We start from the raw sequence: 21,613 nt of genomic DNA, 5'->3' as shown, positions 1-21,613 counted from the left end.
CATTAGCTCCTGTTGGGTTGGTGGTCAGTTGGCGGTGGAGTGCTAACACTATCAAATGGCTCACTGACGGCAGAGAGTGGGCGGGCGGGGGTTTTGTGTTGCCCTGGGCCGCCGGGATCTTGCTGCTCACCTTCATGGGCCTTTGGCCCTTGGCGAATCAGCCGCATCATATAGGCGTAGCCCACGCCAAATACCGAGCCATAAACTACGATGAATACCAGCAAACTGATGCTCATATGCATCTCGCCGTGAGATGACACCGCATCACTTGTGCGCTGCAAACCATAAACAATCCACGGCTGGCGGCCCACTTCAGTGGTAAACCAACCAGCCAGAATGGCAATCAGCCCGGACGGCCCCATCCACAGCACGAAATAGAGAAAAGGGCGCGACTGATACAAACCACCACGCCAGCGGAGCCATAAACTCCAAAAACCAGCCAAAATCATCAACATACCTAGCCCGACCATGATGCGGAACGACCAGAACACAATGGTAGAATTTGGGCGGTCTTCTGGCGGGAAAGATTTCAATGCCGGGATCTGTTTCTCCAGGCTGTGGGTCAGGATCAGGCTACCTAAATAGGGGATCTCCAGCGCGAAACGGGTTCTCTCCTGCTGCATATCCGGCCAGCCAAACAGAATTAACGGCGTGGCTTCACCGGGCTTATTCTCCCAGTGGCCCTCAATGGCGGCAATTTTAGCCGGTTGATATTTCAGGGTATTCAAGCCGTGGGCATCACCAATCACCGCCTGTAGCGGGGCGACAATCAGGGCCATCCACATCGCCATCGACAGCATTTTCCGCATGAGCGGTGTATCCCGCTTGCGCAGTAAATGCCAGGCGGCGGAGGCCCCGACAAAGAAGGCGGAGGCCAAAAACGCGGCGGTTGACATATGCAGTAGCCGATAAGGGAAGGAGGGATTAAAGATCACTTTCAGCCAGTCAACCGGCACCACTTGCCCATTAATCACTTCAAAACCTTGGGGTGTCTGCATCCAGCTATTGGAGGCCAGGATCCAGAAGGTGGACATCAGGGTGCCGAGCGCCACCATGCAGGTGGCAAAGAAGTGCAAGCCGGGGCCAACGCGGTTCCAGCCAAACAGCATCACACCGAGGAAACCGGCTTCGAGGAAGAACGCGGTCAGCACTTCGTAGGTCAGCAGGGGGCCGGTGATACTGCCGGCAAATTGTGAGAAAAAGCTCCAGTTGGTGCCAAATTGGTAGGCCATGACGAGGCCGGAAACCACTCCCATGCCGAAGTTGACGGCGAAGATTTTTGACCAAAAATGGTAAAGATCACGGTAATCCTCATTTTTGGTTTTTAACCATAAACCTTCTAATACCGCCAGAAAACTGGCTAGCCCGATAGTGATAGCGGGGAAGATAATATGGAACGAAATGGTGAAAGCGAATTGGATTCGGGCCAACTCAAGAGCGGTTAAGCCAAACATAATGACCTCGCTGCAAACATGGTACTGCCTCATTAATCGATAAAATGAATCAAGCCCAGTGTGGCGAGCCACAGGCGACTATTTCAGGGCGTAAACTTGGCAGTTAGTTAACCATAAGTTAAAGTGGCTATAATAGTGACAATTAATTCAATCTTACCTATAACAGTTGGTCTATGACTCGATATGAACAGTTAGCGCAACAAATACGGGCGCAAATAGAATCCAAAGTCTGGCAGGCGGGCGACAAACTGCCGTCGCTGCGGGAGAGTTGTAAGCAATCGGGCTTAAGTTTAATGACCGTGGTGCAGTCATATCAGCTACTGGAAAGTCAGGGGTGGATCGTCGCCCGCCCGCAATCGGGATACTATGTTGCCTCGCGTCCGACACAGCTACCGCAACCGCAGCGCGGGAAAAAACTGCATCTGGATGAGCAAGTAGACATTAATGCGTTTATTTTTGATGTACTACAAGCAGGTAAAGATCCTGCCATCATGCCCTTTGGTTCGGCATTTCCTGATCCGAGCTTATTGCTACAGCCCCGCTTATCCCGTGCGCTGGCCAGTGTCGCCCGCAGGATCTCGCCACAAAGCTCGGTAACCAACCTGCCGCCAGGGAATGAGAGTTTGCGGCGCAATATCGCCCAGCGCTATGCCGCCAGTGGCATGAATGTTTCACCGGAAGAGATTGTGATTACCGCCGGCGCGATGGAGTCACTGAGTTTGAGTCTGCAAGCGGTGACGCAGCCTGGAGATTGGGTGGTGCTTGAGTCGCCCGCTTTTTATGGTGCATTGCAGGCGATTGAGCGCCTGCGGTTAAAAGCCATTTTCATCACCACACATCCACAGCATGGCATGGATCTCGATGCCCTAGAGCAGGTCATCAGCCAATACCCCATCAAAGCTTGCTGGTTAATGAGCCATTTTCAAAATCCACTGGGGTGCTCAATCTCTTGGCCGCAGAAAAAACGGCTGGTGGCGCTGCTGCAACAGCACCATATCTCACTGATTGAAGATGATGTTTATGGTGAATTGTACTTTGGTGCGGAGCGCCCATTACCGGCCAAAGCGCTCGATCAACACCGGCAGATTTTGCACTGCTCTTCGTTTTCAAAATGTCTGGCACCGGGATTCCGTGTGGGGTGGGTCGCCGCTGGGGAACATGCGCAGCGCATCCAACATTTGCAACTGATGAGCACGGTTTCGGCCAGCGTCCCGACCCAGTTGGCGATTGCGGATTATCTCACTCAAGGCGGTTACGATACTCATCTGCGCCGCTTACGCCGCTTAATGGAGCAGCGCTTGAACGCAATGCGGCAGGCGGTGGTTGAGCATTTTCCTAAAAATGTCAAAATCAGCCATCCTGCGGGGGGCTATTTTTTGTGGTTGGAGTTGGAGCCACCGTTTAATGCCAGCGAATTATATCGGCGTGCGCTGGAGCAGGGCGTCAGTATTGCCCCCGGCAGGATGTTCACCACCGGTAATCAGTTTGATCACTGCTTTCGGCTCAATGCCTCTTTTGCCTGGTCAGAGCAAAGCCAAAAGGCAATCCAGATCTTGGCGCAATTGATTAACCAGCTCACCGATAATAGATAATAGCCACTTCCGCTAACCCTCGCGCAATTCAAACTGCTGTGCCGCAGCCAATGGCTCCAGAAATTGGGGCCTAAATAGCATTATCCGCTAGTCATGTTGCGGTAACTCCCCCCTCTATGCTGCATAAGACTCTTATTTGTTGCCGCAATGCCCTTTGTCGCCACAGTAGAAATGCACTCAATTGAAGCATTCACTGCTCATTTATAGGGCGGCAGCAGTATCGATTGTTATTTATGTGTTGCAAAACTGTGATCTGATAGAGCAAAAATCAAAATTGACCATAAATGCATACAATTGCTAGTCAAACCCGCACAAATGGTCAATTTAACCACTAAAATACAGAATGAATGCGGCTATCTTGCATAGTTATGCATTTTAAATTATTGTTTTAATGGAATTTATACATTCTATTCACATATCTTGTGGTGTGGCACGAAAGCTGCTGTACACTTTATATCAGGTGAATATATTTCATTCTTTATTGTTATCAGAATAAGAGATTTTTGTTGGCTGCTATCACCAAGCCTAACCAGAGATCTCTCAACCCAATATTTACGCTGATTAAAGAGGCCACTATGGAACAGCCAATCCCGGTTACCCGACACTCTTTTGATGAATGGATCGTCCCAACCTATGCGCCAGCTGATTTTATTATCGTGCGGGGAGAGGGGGCGACACTGTGGGATCAGCAGGGCAAATCATATATCGATTTTGCCGGTGGTATTGCCGTCAATGCCTTGGGGCATGGGCATCCAGCGGTTAAGGCGGCACTGATTGAGCAAGCCGACAAAGTGTGGCACCTGGGCAACGGCTATACCAACGAACCGGTGCTGCGCCTGGCGAAGCAACTGATCGATGCGACTTTTGCCGAGAAAGTTTTCTTCTGCAACTCAGGGGCCGAGGCCAATGAGGCCGCGCTGAAACTGGCGCGCAAATATGCGCTGGATAATTTTGCCAACAAGCCGGGGCAGCAGGGCGAGAAGAATCAGATTGTGGCGTTCAGAAATGCGTTTCATGGCCGCACGCTGTTTACTGTCTCGGCGGGGGGCCAGCCGAAATACTCGCAGGATTTTGCCCCGCTGCCGGGGGGGATTAGTCACGGTATTTTCAATGATCTGGCCTCTGCACAGGCACTGATCACTGACCAAACTTGTGCGGTGATTGTCGAGCCTATTCAAGGCGAAGGTGGCGTATTGCCAGCCGATCGCGAGTTTCTGCACGGCTTGCGGGCCTTGTGTGATCGCCATAATGCGCTGCTGATTTTTGATGAGGTGCAGACCGGGGTGGGCCGCACCGGCGAACTCTACGCCTATATGCATTACGGCGTGACGCCGGATGTCCTGACCAGTGCCAAGGCCTTAGGTGGCGGCTTCCCGATTGCCGCGATGCTAACCACCACAAAATATGCCAGTGCGCTGAATGTCGGCAGTCATGGCACCACCTATGGCGGTAACCCGCTGGCTTGCGCGGTTGCCGGTACGGTTTTGTCACTGATCAATACCCCGGCGGTGCTGGCGGGCGTGAAAGAGCGGCACCAGTGGTTCCTGGATGGATTAGCTGAAATCAATGCCCGCCACAGAGTCTTTGCTGAAATCCGTGGGCGCGGTTTGCTCATTGGCTGTGTGCTTCACAGTGATTATGCCGGTAAATCCAAAGAGATAGTTCAGGCCGCAGCTCAGCATGGAGTTATTGCGCTGATTGCCGGCCCTGATGTGGTGCGCTTTGCCCCGTCACTGATTATTTCGCAGCAGGATATTAAGGAAGGGTTGGCCCGGCTCGCCTTGGGGATTGAGCAGGTGTGTCGAAAGGCTAAGTCGTAACATTTATGCAGTCAGCAAGGGACCTTGAATATGATGATCATTCGCCCGGTAGAGCGCCGAGATTTAGCCGATATCCTTGAGTTGGCAGGAAAAACTGGCGTTGGCATGACTTCACTGCCACAAAATGAGCCACACCTCGCCGCTCGCATTGAGCGCGCGATAAATACCTGGCAAGGTGCTTTGACTGCGGGCGATCAGGGCTATCTGTTCGTCCTGGAAGATAGTGAGCGAGATAAAGTGGTGGGGGTCAGCGCCATCGAAGTGGCGGTGGGGATGAATGATCCTTGGTACAACTTCCGCGTTGGGACGCTGGTACATGCATCGAAAACGCTCAATGTGTACAAATCCGTCCCGACCCTATTTCTCAGCAATGACCACACCGGATATAGCGAGCTGTGCACGCTGTTTCTCGATCCTGAATATCGCATCAATAAAAACGGCCCCTTCTTATCAAAAGTGCGCTTTCTATTTATTGCCGCCTTTCGCGACTACTTCTCCCGCAAAGTCATTGCCGAGATGCGGGGTTACACCGATGAACAGGGCCGCTCGCCATTTTGGGAGAATGTTGGTCGCCACTTCTTCTCGATTGAATTCGCCAAAGCCGATTACCTCAGTGGTACTGGGCAAAAAGCCTTTATTGCGGAATTAATGCCTAAGCACCCGCTATATGTCGATTTTCTGGCGGCGGAGGCGCGGGCAGTGATCGGGCAGGTTCATCCCCACACCGCACCCGCACGGGCAGTTCTGGAGACTGAAGGGCTACAATATCAAGGTTACGTGGATATCTTTGATGGCGGCCCAACACTGGAAGCCAACACTGATGAAGTGCGCGCTGTGCGTGACAGCAGTATGCGAAAAGTGGTTATCGATGATATCGATATTGACCCGAGTGGCACCGCCTATTTGGTGGCGAATGACCATTACCAACATTTCCGCTCAATATTGATTCACACTCATCTATCAGATGAATTGCTGCACTTAACCACTAAAAATGCGGCTGCGCTAGGTGTCACGGCAGGTGATTCGGTTCGGATAGTGAGCCTCTTTGCTCCGGAGATAAAAAAATGACCCATCCTGCACTGTTTATTCAGGGTGAATGGCGCACCGGCCAGGGTGCCCATTTCGACAAACATGACCCCATGGACCAGCAACTCTTGTGGCAGGCGCGAGCCGCTGACCCTCAGGATGTCGCGGCGGCTTGTCACGCCGCACGGGAGGCTTTCCCCGCCTGGGCGCGTGCGCCGCTGGAACAACGCGTGGCGGTGGTGCAACGTTTTGCCGCCTTACTTGAGCAGCATAAGCAACAACTGGCGCGCACCATTAGCCTCGAAACCAGTAAACCGCACTGGGAAACCCTAACGGAAGTGCAGGCGATGATTGGCAAAGTGGCCATTTCGTTGCAAGCCTATCAAACCCGCACTGGCAGCAGCCGAACCCCGATGGCCGATGGTCTCTCGGTGCTACGTCATCGGCCTCATGGTGTCCTGGCGGTGTTTGGCCCTTACAATTTCCCTGGGCATCTGCCCAATGGGCATATCGTGCCGGCACTATTGGCCGGTAATACTGTGGTGTTTAAGCCCAGTGAACTGACACCGGTGACGGCAGAAGAGACCGTCAAATTGTGGCAGTTGGCTGGCATACCTGACGGCGTGCTCAATTTAGTGCAGGGCGGGCGCGAAACCGGCGAAGCGCTGGCGGCGCAGCCCGATATTGATGGCTTACTGTTCACCGGCAGTGCGAACACCGGTTACCACTTACATCGCCAGTTGGCGGGGCAGCCGGAAAAAATTCTGGCGCTGGAGATGGGCGGCAACAATGCCCTGATTGTCGAGCAAGTGACAGATCGTGATGCGGCGGTCAATCTCGCCATTCAGTCGGCATTTATCTCCGCCGGGCAGCGCTGCACCTGTTCACGTCGGCTGTTAGTGAAAATCGGGGCTGAGGGGGATGCCTTTTTGCAACGATTTGTCGCCGTCGCCAAAGCCCTGCGCATTGGTCGCTGGGACATGCAACCCGCCCCTTTTATGGGCGCGGTGATCTCATCGCAGGCCGCCGAAAAGATGCTGGCAGCACAGCAACATTTGCTAGCTTTAGGTGGCAAGCCACTGTTAACCATGACCCGCCCCGACAGCCAGAGTGCAGTATTGACCCCCGGTATCATTGATATCACCGGTATCGCGGCGGTTCCCGATGAGGAGTATTTCGGCCCGCTGGTCAGTGTGATTCGCTATGACGATTTTGCTCAAGCAGTGAAGATGGCTAATCAAACCCGCTTCGGGTTAGCCATTGGTCTGGTCTCTGATGATCGCCAACAATTTGAGCAACTGCTGCTGGAAGCTCGAGCGGGGATTGTTAACTGGAACAAACCGCTGACCGGGGCCTCCAGTGCTGCGCCCTTTGGTGGGGTTGGCGCCTCGGGCAACCATCGGCCAAGTGCATTTTATGCCGCTGATTATTGTGCCTGGCCAATGGCATCACTCGAAAGTGAGAGCCTGACACTGCCCGCGACTTTATCACCGGGGATCTGTTTTGATTTACCCGACCAACACTGATTTACCCGACAAACACTGATCCGCGCAGGGAGAACATGATGGCAGGATATGAAGTTAACTTTGATGGATTGGTTGGGCTGACACATCACTACGCTGGATTGTCTTTTGGCAATGAGGCCTCGACGACCCATCAAAACAGCATCTCTAACCCTCGATTAGCCGCCAAGCAGGGGCTGCTAAAAATGAAGGCGCTGGCGGATTTAGGCTACAAACAGGGCGTTTTGCCGCCACAGGAGCGCCCGGCAATCGGGGTGCTGCGGCAGTTGGGTTTTAGCGGCTCTGATGAGCAAGTGTTGAGTGAAGTGGCCCGCAAATCACCGCGCCTGTTATCAGCGGTCAGCTCCGCCTCTTCGATGTGGACTGCTAATGCCGCGACGGTCTCCCCCTCAGCGGACAGCAGTGATGGCCGCGTCCACTTCACTGTTGCCAATTTGAATAATAAATTTCATCGGGCGATTGAGGTGGATACCACCTCTGCACTGTTAAAAGCGGTTTTCAACAACCATCGCCACTTTGTTCATCACGATGCTTTACCCGCTGTCGAACTGTTTGGCGATGAGGGGGCGGCTAATCACAACCGGTTGGGCGGCGAGTATCATCAGCCGGCAATTCAGATGTTTGTTTATGGCCGCAAAGGGCTGGAAAATGGCAGCAGCCCGAGCCGCTATCCTGCCCGCCAAACACTGGAAGCCAGTCAGGCGGTCGCGCGCTTGCACCAGTTATCATCTGAACAGACGGCCTTTGTGCAGCAAAACCCCGCCGTGATTGACCAAGGGGTCTTTCATAATGATGTCATCGCGGTCAGTAATAAAAATGTGTTGTTCCATCACCAACATGCATTTGTGCCAGATATCCAAGTAATGGATGGTATTCGCCGCAAAATGGGGCGCATTGAACAACAACTGATCACGATTGAAGTGCCGGCTGCTGAGGTGTCAGTGGCTGATGCGGTATCAACCTACCTGTTTAACAGCCAATTGTTAAGTAAACCCAACGGCAAAATGCTGCTGGTTATCCCACAAGAGTCACAAAATAGCCCTGCGGTGTGGCGGTATCTGTCCGAACTGATAAATAGTGGCGGGCCAATTGATGAAGTTAGGGTATTCGACCTGCGGGAAAGTATGCGCAATGGTGGTGGCCCGGCCTGCTTACGGTTACGTGTGGCGTTGAATGACACTGAGTTACCTGCGGTTAATAGCCGAGTGATGATGACCCCAGCACTGTTTGTCGCGCTGAATAATTGGGTTGACCAGCATTATCGTGATCACTTGCAATTTAAGGACTTAGCAGACCCGCAGCTATTGCAAGAGGGGCGGCAGGCTTTGGATGAACTGACGCGGATACTCAATCTTGGCTCGGTATACCCATTCCAACGGAATTAGGCGCTAAGCAGAGGGAAGGATAATGCCAGATTTCTTGTCGGTGACACTCTCGGGCCATTCACCGCAAATCACTCAAGGTGAAACGGCAAACCTCAAATGGCAATGGCTTGGCGCAGGGGTGTTGATGTTGACGCCCCATGGCAGCTACACCCAGTCGGTGGTGCTATCTGCCGGCATCCATGGAAATGAAACCGCGCCGATTGAGATCATTAATCAATTAGTCGCCGAGTTATTGCTGGGTGAATTGCCACTGGCGGTACGTGTGCTGGTGATATTAGGGAATCCGCCGGCCATTATAGCCGGTGAGCGCTACCTCATTGCGGATATCAACCGCATGTTTGGCGGGCGTCATCAGAGCTACTCAGCGGGGGAGGAGCCAGCAAGGGCGGCGTTTCTCGAACAGGTGATGGTTGATTTTTTTGATGCGGATAACCAATCAATACGGCTGCATTATGATTTACACACCGCGATCCGAGGTTCCCATCATACCCGCTTTGGTTTATTACCCTACCAGTCCGCGCCGTACTCTGCGGCAATGCTGCGCTGGTTACAAGATATTGAACTGGATGCACTGGTGATGCACACCTCGGCGGGGGGAACCTTTGCCCACTTCAGTAGTGAGCACTGTCTGGCGGCAAGTTGCACGCTGGAACTAGGAAAGGCGCTGCCATTTGGTCAAAATCAACTCGCGCAATTTAGTGCGATTATTGCGGGATTGAGGGCATTAGTCAGTGGTGAGCAACTCTCTAAGCGCTCGACAGAGGCGATGATACTCTATCGGGTGGTTAAATCACTGCTTAAACAGCACACAGATTTTAAACTTTTGGTGGCGGATGACACGCTGAACTTTACCCGTTTCAAGCAAGGCACACTGCTGGCAGAACAACCCAATGAGCTTTATCGTGTCCAGCATGACGCGGAGTGGATCTTATTTCCCAATCCACGGGTCGCGATGGGGTTACGTGCCGGGATCATGTTGGTGCAAATGGATGAATGTGAGCTACCTATAGTATAAGTAAGGGGTGATTACCAATACCGCCCTGGATAGTGACGTGAGGTAATATCACGAGCAGAACTATTACTTAAGCTAAATTCAAAGCAATATATCTTTATTAACATACAAAATAATGGGCCAGGGAAGACAATGGCTCATTTTTTATTCATTAAATTTAAAAAGCTTCTCTTCCATTTTAGCCCACTCTTCCACTATTAATAAAAAAATGGCAGCTCATTAACGAATCCAAGAGACCATTTTTATATATTTATTAATTCAATTTATGCTTATTGCACCAAATGTGACATTTAATGGCTCACTCTTTGTGTTTTTATAGCCATTAAGTAGCAGTGGATATATAAAAAAGTGCAATGGAACTGTGATAATCACTGCATTTTACAAATCTTATTGTCAAATAGAACAAAAAAGAAACAAATAGAAATGACTTTGCACTAAATTAGTGCTAATGCACTGTTTTGGTTATATGTAATTACTTAAAATCCATCATAATCAACGTGTTATAAAAGTTCCTTAAAATACATTTTGTTACAATTGATTACCTGTTTAAACGTATATATCTTCAAATTTACCGTTTTAACTTTTCGTGCTTAGTGATAATGTCTATTCGCTTTACAAGACAGGTAACTATAAAAAATTAAAAATTAACTTTTATGAGGCTAAAACAAATTTAGCCCGGCGGGTTAATTTTATTAAAATTTAAAGGAAAAATAATGATGAAGCGCAGTGTGCTGGCCTTAGCGGTCACCTTGAGTATGGTTCCGACTCTGTCAAACGCAGCAGAGATTTATAATAAAGATGGCAACAAACTGGATCTTTATGGCCGCGTAGCCGCTAAATACCTTTTTACTAATCATAATAACTCAGATGCGACTTATGTTCGTTTTGGCTTTAAAGGCGAAACACAAATTAATAGCCAACTGACCGGTTTCGGCCAGTGGGAATATAACGTTGCAGCAAGCAATGCCGAATCTCAGGGCGATAAAGGCAATAAAACCCGTCTGGGCTTTGCTGGTTTGAAATTTGCTGAATTTGGCTCTTTTGATTACGGTCGTAACTACGGCGTAGTTTATGATGCACTGGCTTACACCGACATGCTGCCAGAATTCGGTGGTGACTCAATCGCTTATACCGATAACTACATGACTGGCCGCTCCACCGGCCTGGCAACTTACCGTAATTCTGACTTCTTCGGTCTGGTAAAAGGTCTGAACATTGCAGCGCAGTATCAAGGCCGCAATGATGATGGCGATACCACTAAGAATGAGCGCGCAATTCAGAAAGCTAACGGCGACGGTTTTGGTTTATCTGTTGATTATCAAGATATTGAAGGCAGCGGTGTTGGCTTTGTAGCAGCATACTCCTCTTCCAACCGTACTCTGGGTCAGAAAAATCTGGCTGACAGCGCTACCGGTGACAAAGCTCAAGCTTGGGCAACTGCGCTGAAATACGATGCAAACCAGGTTTACATCGCAGCAATGTACGGCGAAACGCTGAACATGACCCCATATAAAGCATTGATCGCCAACAAAACTCAGAACGTAGAATTGGTTGCTCAGTACCAGTTCGAAAATGGTATTCGCCCATCAATCGCTTATGTTCAGTCTAAAGGCAAAGACCTGTCAGCTGTCGGTGATGCTGATTTGCTGAAATATGCTGAAATCGGTGTGACTTACTACATCAACAAAAACATGTTCACCTATGTTGACTACCAGATTAACTTGCTGGATGAAAACAACCCACTGGGTCTGGGTACTGATGATACTGTTGCAGTTAACTTGACTTACCGTTTCTAAGTTAATTTAAGCAATTGTTATTGCCCTTTTCTGTGTCGGAAATTGGTGAATTAAAAAGGCGGGATAACCCCCGCCTTTTTTGCTTTTCAATAATCACTATCAATTCAATCATTCCAATAAATGATGGTAAATTACTTACGATCATTCAGCGCTGATAATAGCTCTCGCCCCATAACAACATTCTATTAATCAGCTGTTGGAGTAATTGTTGTAAATGAGTTGCCCGCTCTGGCAGGTAGGGATAAGGTTCGGTTTCAGACATATAGTTGAGCTGCGATAACTCCAACTGTACTGCGTGTTGATGCTGCTGAGGTAAGCCATAGGCTCGAGTGATATGCCCCCCTTTAAAACGACCATTTAATATATGGCTAAATGAGGAGTGATGCTGACAACATTCAAGCAACTGCTCGCTTAATGACTGTGCACAGCTGGCCCCACTGTTAGTACCAAAGTTCAAATCTGGTAGTCGCCCCTCAAACAATCTCGGGATAACCGATGCAATCGAGTGAGCATCTAACAGCAACACATAGCCAAACTGGTTTTTAAGGCGAACCAACTCTGATTGAAGTTGCTGATGATAGGGGCGCCAAATATGTTGCAGGTAAGATTGACGCTCTTGCGGTGACGGCGTTTTACCCGGCATAAAGCAAGGACGGCCATCGAAAAGTGTTTCAGGGAACAAGCCAGTCGTTGCGGTGGTATATAGCGGCTGATCATCCTCTGGTCGATTGAGATCAACCACCAAGCGAGAGTAATTACCGATCACTAGGCTGGCCCCCATTTCATGGGCAAAGTCATAGAGACGAGGAATATGCCAATCGGTATCGGATAAAGGGCGAGCCGCGTCTGACAGACCCGCTGCAACGGCAGGCGTCAGCCGTGTTCCTGCATGAGGAATGCTGATTAATAGCGGCAGTTTACCCGCGCAGAAGCTCAAAGGGTCGGTGATATTCATGGGCGCGTCTCCCCTTGGAAAACGACAGTCGCAGGTAATTGGCCACCCAGCCAGTAAGCCAATTCGGCAGGGTGAGATAATGACCAATGAACCCAGTTCGCTAATTTACCTGTTTCCAGCGTGCCCTGGCTCTCTTGCAGACCAAGAGCCTGAGCGGCATGACAAGTCACTCCTGCCAGCGCTTCTTCTGGGGTCATGCGGAATAGTGTGCACGCCATATTAAGCATCAAACGCAAGGAGAGTGCAGGGGATGTTCCTGGGTTAGCATCACTGGCTAAGGCCATTGGTACCCTATATTGGCGGAACAGTTCGATTGGCGGGCACTGTGTTTCCCGCAATAGATAATAGGCCCCCGGCAGCAACACTGCGACAGTTCCCGCTTTAGCCATTGCCTGAACATCTGACTCGGTTACATATTCGAGATGATCGGCTGAGAGCGCATGATATTTGGCGGCCAGTGTGCTGCCATTCAGTGCAGAGAGCTGTTCAGCATGTAGCTTGACGGGTAAACCTGCTTGCTGTGCGGCCAGAAATACGCGTTCAACTTGCGCGGGTGAAAATGCCAGATGCTCACAAAAAGCGTCAACGGCATCTGCCACTCCCTCTGCGGCAACTTGCGGAATAATGGTATGGCAAACGAAATCAATATAGTCATCAGCTCGACCTGCAAATTCAGGCGGTAAAGCGTGGGCTGCCAGACAAGTTGTTTTAACTGTGATAGGCAGTAATTCACCTAACTGACGAGCAACCCGCAACATTTTTATTTCACTTTCAAGGTCAAGGCCGTAACCGGACTTAATCTCAATGCAGGTTACGCCCTCTGCAAGTAGCGGTTTTAGGCGAAATAGAGCTTGTTCCAGCAGTTGTTGTTCGCTGGTATTTCGCGTGGCTTTGACTGTGGAGATAATGCCGCCGCCTTTGGCCGCAATTTCGGCATAACTAACGCCATTAAGGCGTTGCTCAAATTCGGCGCTGCGATCACCACCAAAAACCAGATGAGTATGGCAATCAATCAATCCGGGGGTAATCAGGCCACCTTGATAGGCGACTTCACGTGAGGCACTGAATGCGGGTAATTCGCTATGTGGCCCAATCCAGACTATTTTACCGTCAGTCACCGCCATCGCACCTTGCGGTATCAGGTGATACTTCCCACCACACATGGTCACGATGTCGGCGCCGTACCACAGGCTGTCGCAGTGAATTTCTGACACAATCTCACTCCCCAAAAAAACAGACGAAATTAAGTTGTATATACAATCATGGACAACCTAGCGCATAAATTCACTATCAGCAAGATAGGGATTTCAACAATTGCGTAACACTTCGCAGTTCTCGCAGAGAAAAAAAATTGTTCAGGACGTCACGGTGCCTTGTGGGGTAAAACGACCATAGAGCTGATAGCGAGAACCTGGATAGAGCAGTTGAGCCGCGGTCACGATGGCTTTTCCATACCAGGTTCGACGGCGAATCAACAGGCAGGGTTCATGTTCATCCAGTTGCAGCAGTTGTCGTTCGATAGGGCTTGGGATCACCGCCTCAACAATATGTTCACCCTCAGTGAGCGGGGCCACTTGGGTGAGGTAGCTGTAAGGCGTTATCAGATTGAAATCCTGCTTCATGTAGTCGGGTGCAGTATTGGGATTGACGCAACGGTTTTCGACCTGAATGGGAACGTCATTCTCATAATGAACAATTTGCGAGTAGAACAGGGGGTGTCCGGGGTGAATAGCTAAAGTTATTGCTTCTTCTGGAGTTGCTGGGCGGGCCTCTAGTTGCAAGATTTTACTTCTGTGTCTGTGGCCTCGAGCTGTAATTTCATCAGCAATATTATGAACTTCTAGCAAGGCGCTGTGCGCTTTTGCCTCAGCAACAAAGGTTCCTACACCTTGCATGCGGATGAGGAAACCTTCGCTGGTCAGTTCACGTAGTGCGCGGTTAATGGTCATCCGGCTGACCCCTAACTCGGTAACCAGCTCACTTTCAGAGGGAATACGCTGGTGGGGCTGCCAGATGCCGGTTCTGATTTGACGAATGATAGCCAGCTTCACTCGCTGGTAAATTGGCGCAGGAGTATCGTCCATTGCGGCACTTAATTGTAAGACTGCTGGCTGTTCCGCCACGGCGTTAACCTCGTCAAATAATAAAATCATATGTTAAGTCTAAGGTTCAATTTAGCGTATGTATATGTATATACAAGTGGATGGTTTAATTAATTGACGCCGCTGCTGCTAGCGCGTTTGACTCTGAACAAAATATTGGGACATCGCTATGCCAGTTTATTTTACCAAGCGTGCTTTTTTACCTGATGGATGGGCAACGAATGTGCAGATCACTGTCAATGAACAGGGGGTCATTCAGCGTATTTGTCCTGGGAGCAGTGATGCAGGTTGTCAGATTTTATCAGGGCCCATCGTACCCGGTATGCCAAATCTTCACTCACACGCTTTTCAGCGCATGATGTCAGGGCTGGCAGAAATTGCGGGTAATCCGCAGGACAGTTTCTGGACTTGGCGGGATCTGATGTATCGGCTGGTACAGCAATTGACACCGGAACATATCGGTGTGATAGCGCGCCAGTTGTATATCGAAATGCTGAAAGGTGGCTATACCCAGGTTGCGGAGTTTCATTATTTACATCACGACACTGACGGTCACCCATACAGCGATCCGGGCGAAATGACGTCACAGCTGAGTCAGGCAGCACAAGATGCTGGGATCGGGATGACTCTGCTGCCGGTATTGTACAGCTATGCGGGTTTTGGTGCCCAACCGGCTCAACGGGGGCAGCGTCGTTTTATTCAGGGCACTGAAAGTTATCTCAAACAGCAGCAAATTATCAGTAAACAGCTTGCTAACCAGCCGCTGCAAAATCAGGGTTTATGTTTCCACTCGCTACGCGCTGTGGAGTTAAGCCAAATGCAGGAGGTGCTTCATGCCTCAGATAAGCAATTACCGGTACATATCCACATTGCAGAGCAGCAAAAAGAAGTTAATGACTGCATGGAGTGGAGTGGGCAGCGGCCTGTTGCATGGCTGTATGACCATTTGCCTGTCGATAGCCGTTGGTGTTTGATTCATGCTACCCATCTGGATGAGTCAGAGCTTGTGCGCCTGGCTAAAAGTCAGGCAGTTGCAGGGTTATGCCCAACCACAGAAGCGAATTTGGGGGATGGTATTTTCCCTGGTGTTGACTATCTACAGTATCAGGGGCGCTGGGGTATAGGGTCGGATAGTCACGTTTCACTGGATGTGGTGGAGGAGTTACGGTGGTTGGAATATGGTCAGCGTTTGCGTGATCAACGGCGTAATCGCCTGACCAGTGAGCAGCTTCCTGCTGTTGCTGACTTACTTTATACGCAAGCGCTAGCGGGCGGGCGGCAGGCTTGTGCCAGCAAAATTAGCCAGTTAGCTGAAGGCTATCGTGCAGACTGGCTAGTTTTGGATGGTGATGATCCCTATATTGCCGGTACAGAATCAGCTTCTTTGCTGAACCGTTGGTTATTTGCGGGGGGCAAATCGCAAATTCGAGATGTTTATGTGGCGGGTAAAGCGGTAATAGTGGATAGATATCATCCACTGCAACAGCAAACTGCACAGGCTTTTCTAGCTGTACTGAAAGCCTGTCAACAGGAGGTCTGATGAGCTTTACCGTTTTTGACTTTGCCAGTTTACCGGTTAGTCGTTGGCGAAATGGGGGCGGAGAAACCCGTGAAATTGCATGCTGGCCAGTCGGGGGAGATGATTTTGCCTGGCGCGCCAGTATCGCGACGATTGAACAAGATGGCCCGTTTTCGCTATTCCCAAATATCGACCGGTCAATTACGTTACTCTCAGGAGAGGGCGTTGTACTCTCCAGCCCAGACTGGGAAGCTCATACACTCTCACTGCCATTACAACCTTTTGCTTTTCCCGGCGATACTCCTATTCATGCGCAGCTACTAGGTGGGAGCAGCCAAGATTTTAATATTATGACTCGGCGAGGCTGTTGGCAGTCCTCAGTAACTGCGGTGAGTTCGGCACGGGAATTACCCGCATCCCATGCAGGACTTCTCTATGTGGTGAAAGGGAAATGGCTCATCAATCACACCGCAACCCACGAACTAACTGTTTCACAGGGCTGTTGGTGGCTGCCTACAATCAAAGGGGGGCAACTACAACCGCTCGTGGCGGATAGTTGCTTGTTGTGGGTGGATCTGTTTTCAGAGCGATAACTTATCTATCACTTCCATCCTTTTTGCCGCTGACCATCGATATCAGGCATTGATTTATCATATTAATATAATTCAGATTTATGTGATTAATGCCCACAGACAGACCGTGGGCTACACTCTTTGACTGCTTTATACTGCGTCTCTTCTCTAGATAAATTTTGCCTAGGCGGTTTTTTGGTTGCTAAATAACACATTTAGTCGTCACCCCTCGCTCAAATTACCTGTATTTGCTAGATCCCTGCCATGGTTTTGTTATCTGCTCAATACAAATGCACATAGGTTATCTTAATGAAACAACGATAAATTTTACCCTGTAAGCTGGGTGTTCATTAGATCTAGGTTGGAAGATAGGTGCCTATTGATTACAATATATGTAATAGTATAACATTACATTTAAGTATTCAACCAGGAGCTATTCATGCCAAAAAAACTTGTCCATCGAACCATTATTGCACTCGGAGTTTGTGCCTCACTAAGCAGTTTTAACTCATTAGCTCACGGCAACCATAGCCATGGGCATGAGCATCAACAAACGGATGCAGAACGTAAAGCAAGTGAAGGCGTTTTTGAAGACCAAGAGGTTAAAGATAGAGCGCTCAGCGATTGGGATGGGGTTTGGCAATCAGTGAATCCCTACCTGCTAAAAGGGGATTTGGACGCGGTATTGGTTCATAAGTCGCAGAAAAATAAAGATAAAAGTGTTGAAGAGTACCGGGAGTATTACAAAAAAGGTTACGCCACTGATGTTAATATGATTGGTATTGAGGACAATACGATTGATTTCCATACCACTGAAGCCGTGTACTCCTGCAAATATAGCTACTCTGGTTTTAAAATAATGCACTACGATTCAGGGAAAAAAGGTGTGCGCTATCTATTTGAGTGCAAAGATACCCATTCGAAAGCACCCAAATATGTTCAATTCAGCGACCACATCATTAAACCACAAAAATCCCAGCATTTTCATATTTATACGAGCAATGAATCACATGAAAAATTACTTAAACAAATGGATAATTGGCCAACCTTTTACCCAATAACATTGGATAAAGATGACATCGTTCACGAGATGTTGCACCACTAAGATTGCTGTTTTGCCCCCTTAAAACGTCCATATAAGGCCGTTGTGGCCAAAATTTCAAGAGGAAATAGGGGGGCGTAACCCAAGCAATTCCGATGTGTGACGTGCGTAGAACTAATTTTCATTAAAATTGAAATGTTGTTTTACTAGTGCTATCTTCGATATAATCAAGCCAAACATAACACCTTCAATGAACCACGTGTCATTGACCAATCGGAGATAAAATAATGAAAATTGCACTGATGATGGAAAATAGTCAGGCAACGAAAAACGCGATAATCCTGAAAGAGCTGAATGCTGTAGCCTCGGAAAAAGCGTACCCGGTATACAACGTAGGTATGAGTGATGAAAACGACCATCACCTGACTTATATTCATCTGGGGATCATGGCCAGTATCTTGCTGAATTCTAAAGCGGTTGATTTCGTGGTCACTGGCTGTGGTACAGGCCAGGGCGCAATGATGTCATTAAACATCCACCCTGGCGTGGTGTGTGGCTATTGCATCGATCCAGCGGATGCTTTCCTATTTGCTCAAATTAATAATGGTAATGCACTGTCACTGCCATATGCCAAAGGTTTTGGCTGGGGCGCAGAGCTGAATGTACGTTATATCTTTGAAAAAGCGTTCACTGGCGTGAAAGGCGAAGGCTACCCACTGGATCGTAAAGAGCCACAAGTGCGTAACGCGGGTATCTTGAATCAAGTGAAAGCTGCGGTAGTGAAAGATAATTATTTGGATACACTGCGTGCTATCGATCCTGAACTGGTGAAAACTGCCGTTAGCGGCGAACGTTTCCAGCAGTGCTTCTTCGATAACTGTCAGGTTGAAGAGATTAAAGCATTCGTGAAACAAGTTCTGGCGTAACGCCGGAGGCGGGTGACAAAAAAGTCACCCGCACCCAAAATATAAAGGCTCCTAATCAGGAGCCTTTTTCCTTTCTGAAACATCACGTTATCTGAAACGGGTAGGATAAATCAACACTTAGGTGATGTTCCCTGAGGGGGTAAATAGCGCAGGGGATCAAGGGCTGTGGCGCGGTAACGGATTTGAAAGTGCAACATTAAGGTATCCGTCCCGCTACTTCCCATGGTGGCTATTTTTTGCCCAGCGCTCACATCCTGCGCATTCTTGACCAGCATAGTGTCATTATGTGCATAAGCGGTGATGAAATCATTGCCATGCTTAATCATGATTAAGTTTCCATAGCCGCGCAGCTGATTTCCCACATAGACGACCCGCCCTTTGGCTGAGGCGTAGACTGGCTGACCGCGTTTACCCGCAATATCTATGCCCTTATTGCCACCATCGGCGGTGGAATACTTCGAAATTATTTTGCCGCTAGTTGGCCAGCGCCAACAACGATTGGCGCCAGGGGGTGGCGCCGAATTGGCTAGCGCGGCACTTGAAGATTTACGTTTACCCGCAGCTTGACGCCCTGCGGGTGCGGAACCGCTGAGATGAATTTTTTGCCCAATCTCTAGTTGATAGGGGGGACGAATTTTATTGATGCGCGCAAGGTCACTGACTTCACTGTCACTGATCCACGCAATAAAATAGAGGGTGTCGCCCCGCTGGACGGTATAGGTTTTATCGTTGTAACTGCCTTTTGGCAGTGTGGCATAGTCACGATTTGATTTGCTTGAGCATCCTGCCAATAGGAAAATTGCCATTGCATATAAAGCTAAGCTTGGCCACAAATGCATTTTGCTTTTAGGGTTCAAAAAATTTCCTTTCTCATCGTGAAGTGTCGTTCCCTCAGCCCCCTATATTAACATTTGAACGATAAGCGTCAAAATATACGCAAGCGCAGGGATGTCAGGCTGCGCCGCTATTGTCATAATTCTAAAAGATTAACGCCCCACGCGCGCCTGCATCGCCGCAGGATAACGCTCACCTTGAATGCGAACCGTCTCCAGCGTGGCGGCCATGTTTTGCAGGTCGTTGGCACTCAATGCTATCTGGATCGCACCGAGGTTCTCCTCCAGACGATGGAGCTTAGTGGTGCCGGGGATGGGCACGATCCACGGTTTTTGCGCCAGTAACCACGCCAGTGCAATCTGGGCCGGTGTGACACCTTTTTGGCTAGCAATCTCAGTGATCAATGTCACCAGTTGCTGGTTGGCGTCGAGTGCAGCAGGTGCAAAGCGCGGCACTTTGCTTCTGAAATCGTCGGCACCAAAAGTAGATCCCGCTTTGATGGCACCGGTTAGAAATCCTTTACCCAAGGGGCTAAATGGTACAAAACCGATGCCTAGCTCTTCAAGTGTCGGCAGGATTTCGTGTTCGGGTTCGCGCCACCACAGCGAATACTCACTCTGTAATGCAGTCACCGGCTGAATGGCATGAGCGCGACGAATGGTTTGTACGCCAGCCTCTGAAAGGCCAAAGTGCTTCACTTTCCCTTCTGCAATCAGATCCTTGACGGTACCAGCAACATCTTCTATCGGCACCTCTGGATCGACGCGGTGTTGGTACAGGAGGTCGATAACATCGGTTTTCAACCGGCGAAGAGAGCCTTCAACAGCAAAGCGAATATGTTCAGGGCGGCTGTTCAGGATCTGCTGCTTATTATCATCACCAAAGGTAAAACCAAATTTAGTGGCAATGACCACCCGATCACGCATCGGCTTGAGTGCTTCACCGACCACATCTTCGTTGATGTATGGCCCATAAACTTCAGCGGTATCAAAAAAAGTGACGCCGCGATCAACGGCGGCGCGAATTAGCGCTACCGCCTGCCTGGTATCAGTTGCAGGACCATAACCATGACTCAGCCCCATACAGCCGAAACCTAATGCCGAGGCTTCAAGCCCCGAATTGCCAAGAATACGTTTTTGCATGTGATAATTCCTGATTAAACATCCAGTTTACGTTGGGTCAGCCACTCAACCATGGCCGGATCACGGTGGGAGAAGAAGGCGCTGGTGGCGGTATCCATGGCGGCTATCTGTGTCATCTCTACGGCGTTGAGTGCAAAATCCAGCACATTAAAGTTTTCCGTTATGCGCTCTTTGCGAACTGATTTTGCCAGCGAAACAATGCCCCGCTGATAAATCCAGCGCAGAACAACTTGCCCCACACTTTTGCCATACTTCTCACCAATAGCAGCTAGCCGTGGGTTCTGGAATAGACCATTGCGACCCTCAGCGAAAGGTGCCCAGGCCTCGGGCTGGATGGTGCGACTTTGCATCCACGGCACCGCATGAAGTTGTTGGTTGAAGGGGTTGACCTCAATTTGATTCACTGCGGGAATAATTTTGTTAAAGGCCATCAGGTCCGCGAGGCGATCCGGGTGAAAATTGCTAACACCAATCGCCCGGATTTTGCCCGCCTGATATAACTCCTCCATGGCACGCCAGGCACCATGGAGATCGCCATAGGGCTGATGAATCAAATAGAGATCAACATAATCAAGCTGTAGACGATTCAGCGAGCGCTCAAATTGTGCTTTCGCCCCTTCATAGTGAGTGTCCTGTAGCCAGAGTTTGGTGGTAACAAAGAGTTCATCGCGTGCCACACCACTCAGTTTCAGTGCATTACCCACTTGTGTTTCATTCTGATAAGAGGCTGCTGTGTCAATGAGACGATATCCCACATCAATTGCATCAATAACTGCCCGCTCACACTCGGCAGGATCAGTCATCTGAAAAACGCCAAAGCCCAATAAAGGTATCTGAATGCCATTATTTAATGTCACTGTGTTCATTGTGATCTCCTGTGCGGATGTGTTAGTCACCCAAAGAGTAGCGCAGC

18 protein-coding genes are annotated in these 21,613 nt (G+C 49.5%); 11 read left to right on the top strand and 7 right to left on the bottom strand.

The features are described 5' to 3' along the window. Positions 1-2: 2 nt before the first annotated feature. A complete protein-coding gene (locus tag HRK25_RS17210; RefSeq protein ID WP_005271940.1) occupies positions 3-1,454 on the bottom strand; it encodes a cytochrome ubiquinol oxidase subunit I in 1,452 nt (483 codons plus the stop codon). 173 nt (positions 1,455-1,627) lie between these two features. Between HRK25_RS17210 and HRK25_RS17205 the strand changes: the two genes are divergently transcribed. From HRK25_RS17205 to HRK25_RS17175, 7 genes are all read left to right on the top strand, one after another. Further along, on the top strand, positions 1,628-3,046 hold the full coding sequence (locus tag HRK25_RS17205) for an aminotransferase-like domain-containing protein (protein WP_049602494.1): 1,419 nt from the start codon (positions 1,628-1,630) through the stop codon (positions 3,044-3,046). 575 nt (positions 3,047-3,621) lie between these two features. Continuing rightward, entirely contained in the window at positions 3,622-4,866 is a 1,245-nt protein-coding gene (locus HRK25_RS17200) for an aspartate aminotransferase family protein (RefSeq protein ID WP_032896859.1), read from the top strand. Positions 4,867-4,896: 30 nt separating this feature from the next. Next, on the top strand, positions 4,897-5,934 hold the full coding sequence (gene astA, locus HRK25_RS17195; protein ID WP_005271949.1) for an arginine N-succinyltransferase: 1,038 nt from the start codon (positions 4,897-4,899) through the stop codon (positions 5,932-5,934). Beyond that, positions 5,931-7,418: a succinylglutamate-semialdehyde dehydrogenase gene (gene astD / locus HRK25_RS17190; protein ID WP_032896861.1), complete on the top strand. Its 1,488-nt coding sequence runs from the start codon at positions 5,931-5,933 to the stop codon at positions 7,416-7,418. The genes astA and astD overlap by 4 nt, the downstream gene beginning before the upstream one ends. A 38-nt stretch (positions 7,419-7,456) precedes the next feature. Then, a complete protein-coding gene (gene astB, locus HRK25_RS17185; RefSeq protein WP_032896863.1) occupies positions 7,457-8,800 on the top strand; it encodes an N-succinylarginine dihydrolase in 1,344 nt (447 codons plus the stop codon). Between the two features lie 22 nt (positions 8,801-8,822). Next, positions 8,823-9,815, top strand: a complete 993-nt coding sequence (gene astE / locus HRK25_RS17180; RefSeq protein ID WP_005271952.1) for a succinylglutamate desuccinylase — start codon at positions 8,823-8,825, stop codon at positions 9,813-9,815. A gap of 710 nt (positions 9,816-10,525) precedes the next feature. After that, on the top strand, positions 10,526-11,608 hold the full coding sequence (locus tag HRK25_RS17175; RefSeq protein WP_005271953.1) for a porin: 1,083 nt from the start codon (positions 10,526-10,528) through the stop codon (positions 11,606-11,608). A gap of 145 nt (positions 11,609-11,753) precedes the next feature. On the opposite strand, the gene hutG is transcribed toward HRK25_RS17175, so the two are convergent. The 3 genes from hutG to hutC form a co-directional block, all read right to left on the bottom strand. Next, the gene (gene hutG / locus HRK25_RS17170) at positions 11,754-12,563 is read right to left on the bottom strand and encodes an N-formylglutamate deformylase (RefSeq protein WP_032896865.1); all 810 of its coding nucleotides are present in this window, start codon (positions 12,561-12,563) and stop codon (positions 11,754-11,756) included. Further along, complete coding sequence (gene hutI, locus HRK25_RS17165; RefSeq protein WP_032896893.1) at positions 12,560-13,780, bottom strand: imidazolonepropionase; 1,221 nt, start codon at positions 13,778-13,780, stop codon at positions 12,560-12,562. Before hutI ends, hutG begins: the two co-directional genes overlap by 4 nt. Positions 13,781-13,918: 138 nt before the next feature. Further along, positions 13,919-14,686: a histidine utilization repressor gene (gene hutC / locus HRK25_RS17160; protein ID WP_032896895.1), complete on the bottom strand. Its 768-nt coding sequence runs from the start codon at positions 14,684-14,686 to the stop codon at positions 13,919-13,921. A 148-nt stretch (positions 14,687-14,834) separates the two neighbouring features. Between hutC and HRK25_RS17155 the strand changes: the two genes are divergently transcribed. The 4 genes from HRK25_RS17155 (at position 14,835) to HRK25_RS17140 (ending at position 18,724) form a co-directional block, all read left to right on the top strand. Next, entirely contained in the window at positions 14,835-16,205 is a 1,371-nt protein-coding gene (locus tag HRK25_RS17155; protein ID WP_005271963.1) for a formimidoylglutamate deiminase, read from the top strand. Further along, on the top strand, positions 16,205-16,777 hold the full coding sequence (locus HRK25_RS17150) for a HutD/Ves family protein (protein ID WP_032896867.1): 573 nt from the start codon (positions 16,205-16,207) through the stop codon (positions 16,775-16,777). The genes HRK25_RS17155 and HRK25_RS17150 overlap by 1 nt, the downstream gene beginning before the upstream one ends. A gap of 418 nt (positions 16,778-17,195) precedes the next feature. Further along, on the top strand, positions 17,196-17,861 hold the full coding sequence (gene zinT, locus HRK25_RS17145; protein WP_005271966.1) for a metal-binding protein ZinT: 666 nt from the start codon (positions 17,196-17,198) through the stop codon (positions 17,859-17,861). A 224-nt stretch (positions 17,862-18,085) separates the two neighbouring features. Then, positions 18,086-18,724, top strand: coding sequence for an RpiB/LacA/LacB family sugar-phosphate isomerase (locus HRK25_RS17140; protein WP_005271968.1), 639 nt, complete (start codon positions 18,086-18,088; stop codon positions 18,722-18,724). 110 nt (positions 18,725-18,834) lie between these two features. Here HRK25_RS17140 and actS read toward each other — a convergent pair whose 3' ends face one another. The 3 genes from actS to HRK25_RS17125 all read right to left on the bottom strand — a co-directional run bounded on the left by actS (position 18,835) and on the right by HRK25_RS17125 (position 21,566). Beyond that, complete coding sequence (gene actS, locus HRK25_RS17135) at positions 18,835-19,563, bottom strand: amidase activator ActS (protein ID WP_032896870.1); 729 nt, start codon at positions 19,561-19,563, stop codon at positions 18,835-18,837. A gap of 147 nt (positions 19,564-19,710) precedes the next feature. Continuing rightward, positions 19,711-20,700, bottom strand: coding sequence for an aldo/keto reductase (locus tag HRK25_RS17130; protein WP_005271973.1), 990 nt, complete (start codon positions 20,698-20,700; stop codon positions 19,711-19,713). Positions 20,701-20,714: 14 nt separating this feature from the next. Further along, complete coding sequence (locus tag HRK25_RS17125; protein WP_005271975.1) at positions 20,715-21,566, bottom strand: aldo/keto reductase; 852 nt, start codon at positions 21,564-21,566, stop codon at positions 20,715-20,717. Positions 21,567-21,613: the final 47 nt, after the last annotated feature.

The organism is Yersinia bercovieri ATCC 43970 (assembly GCF_013282745.1).
In the GTDB taxonomy this organism is placed as follows: domain Bacteria; phylum Pseudomonadota; class Gammaproteobacteria; order Enterobacterales; family Enterobacteriaceae; genus Yersinia; species Yersinia bercovieri.
This window is presented reverse-complemented; position numbering and strand designations above follow the sequence as displayed.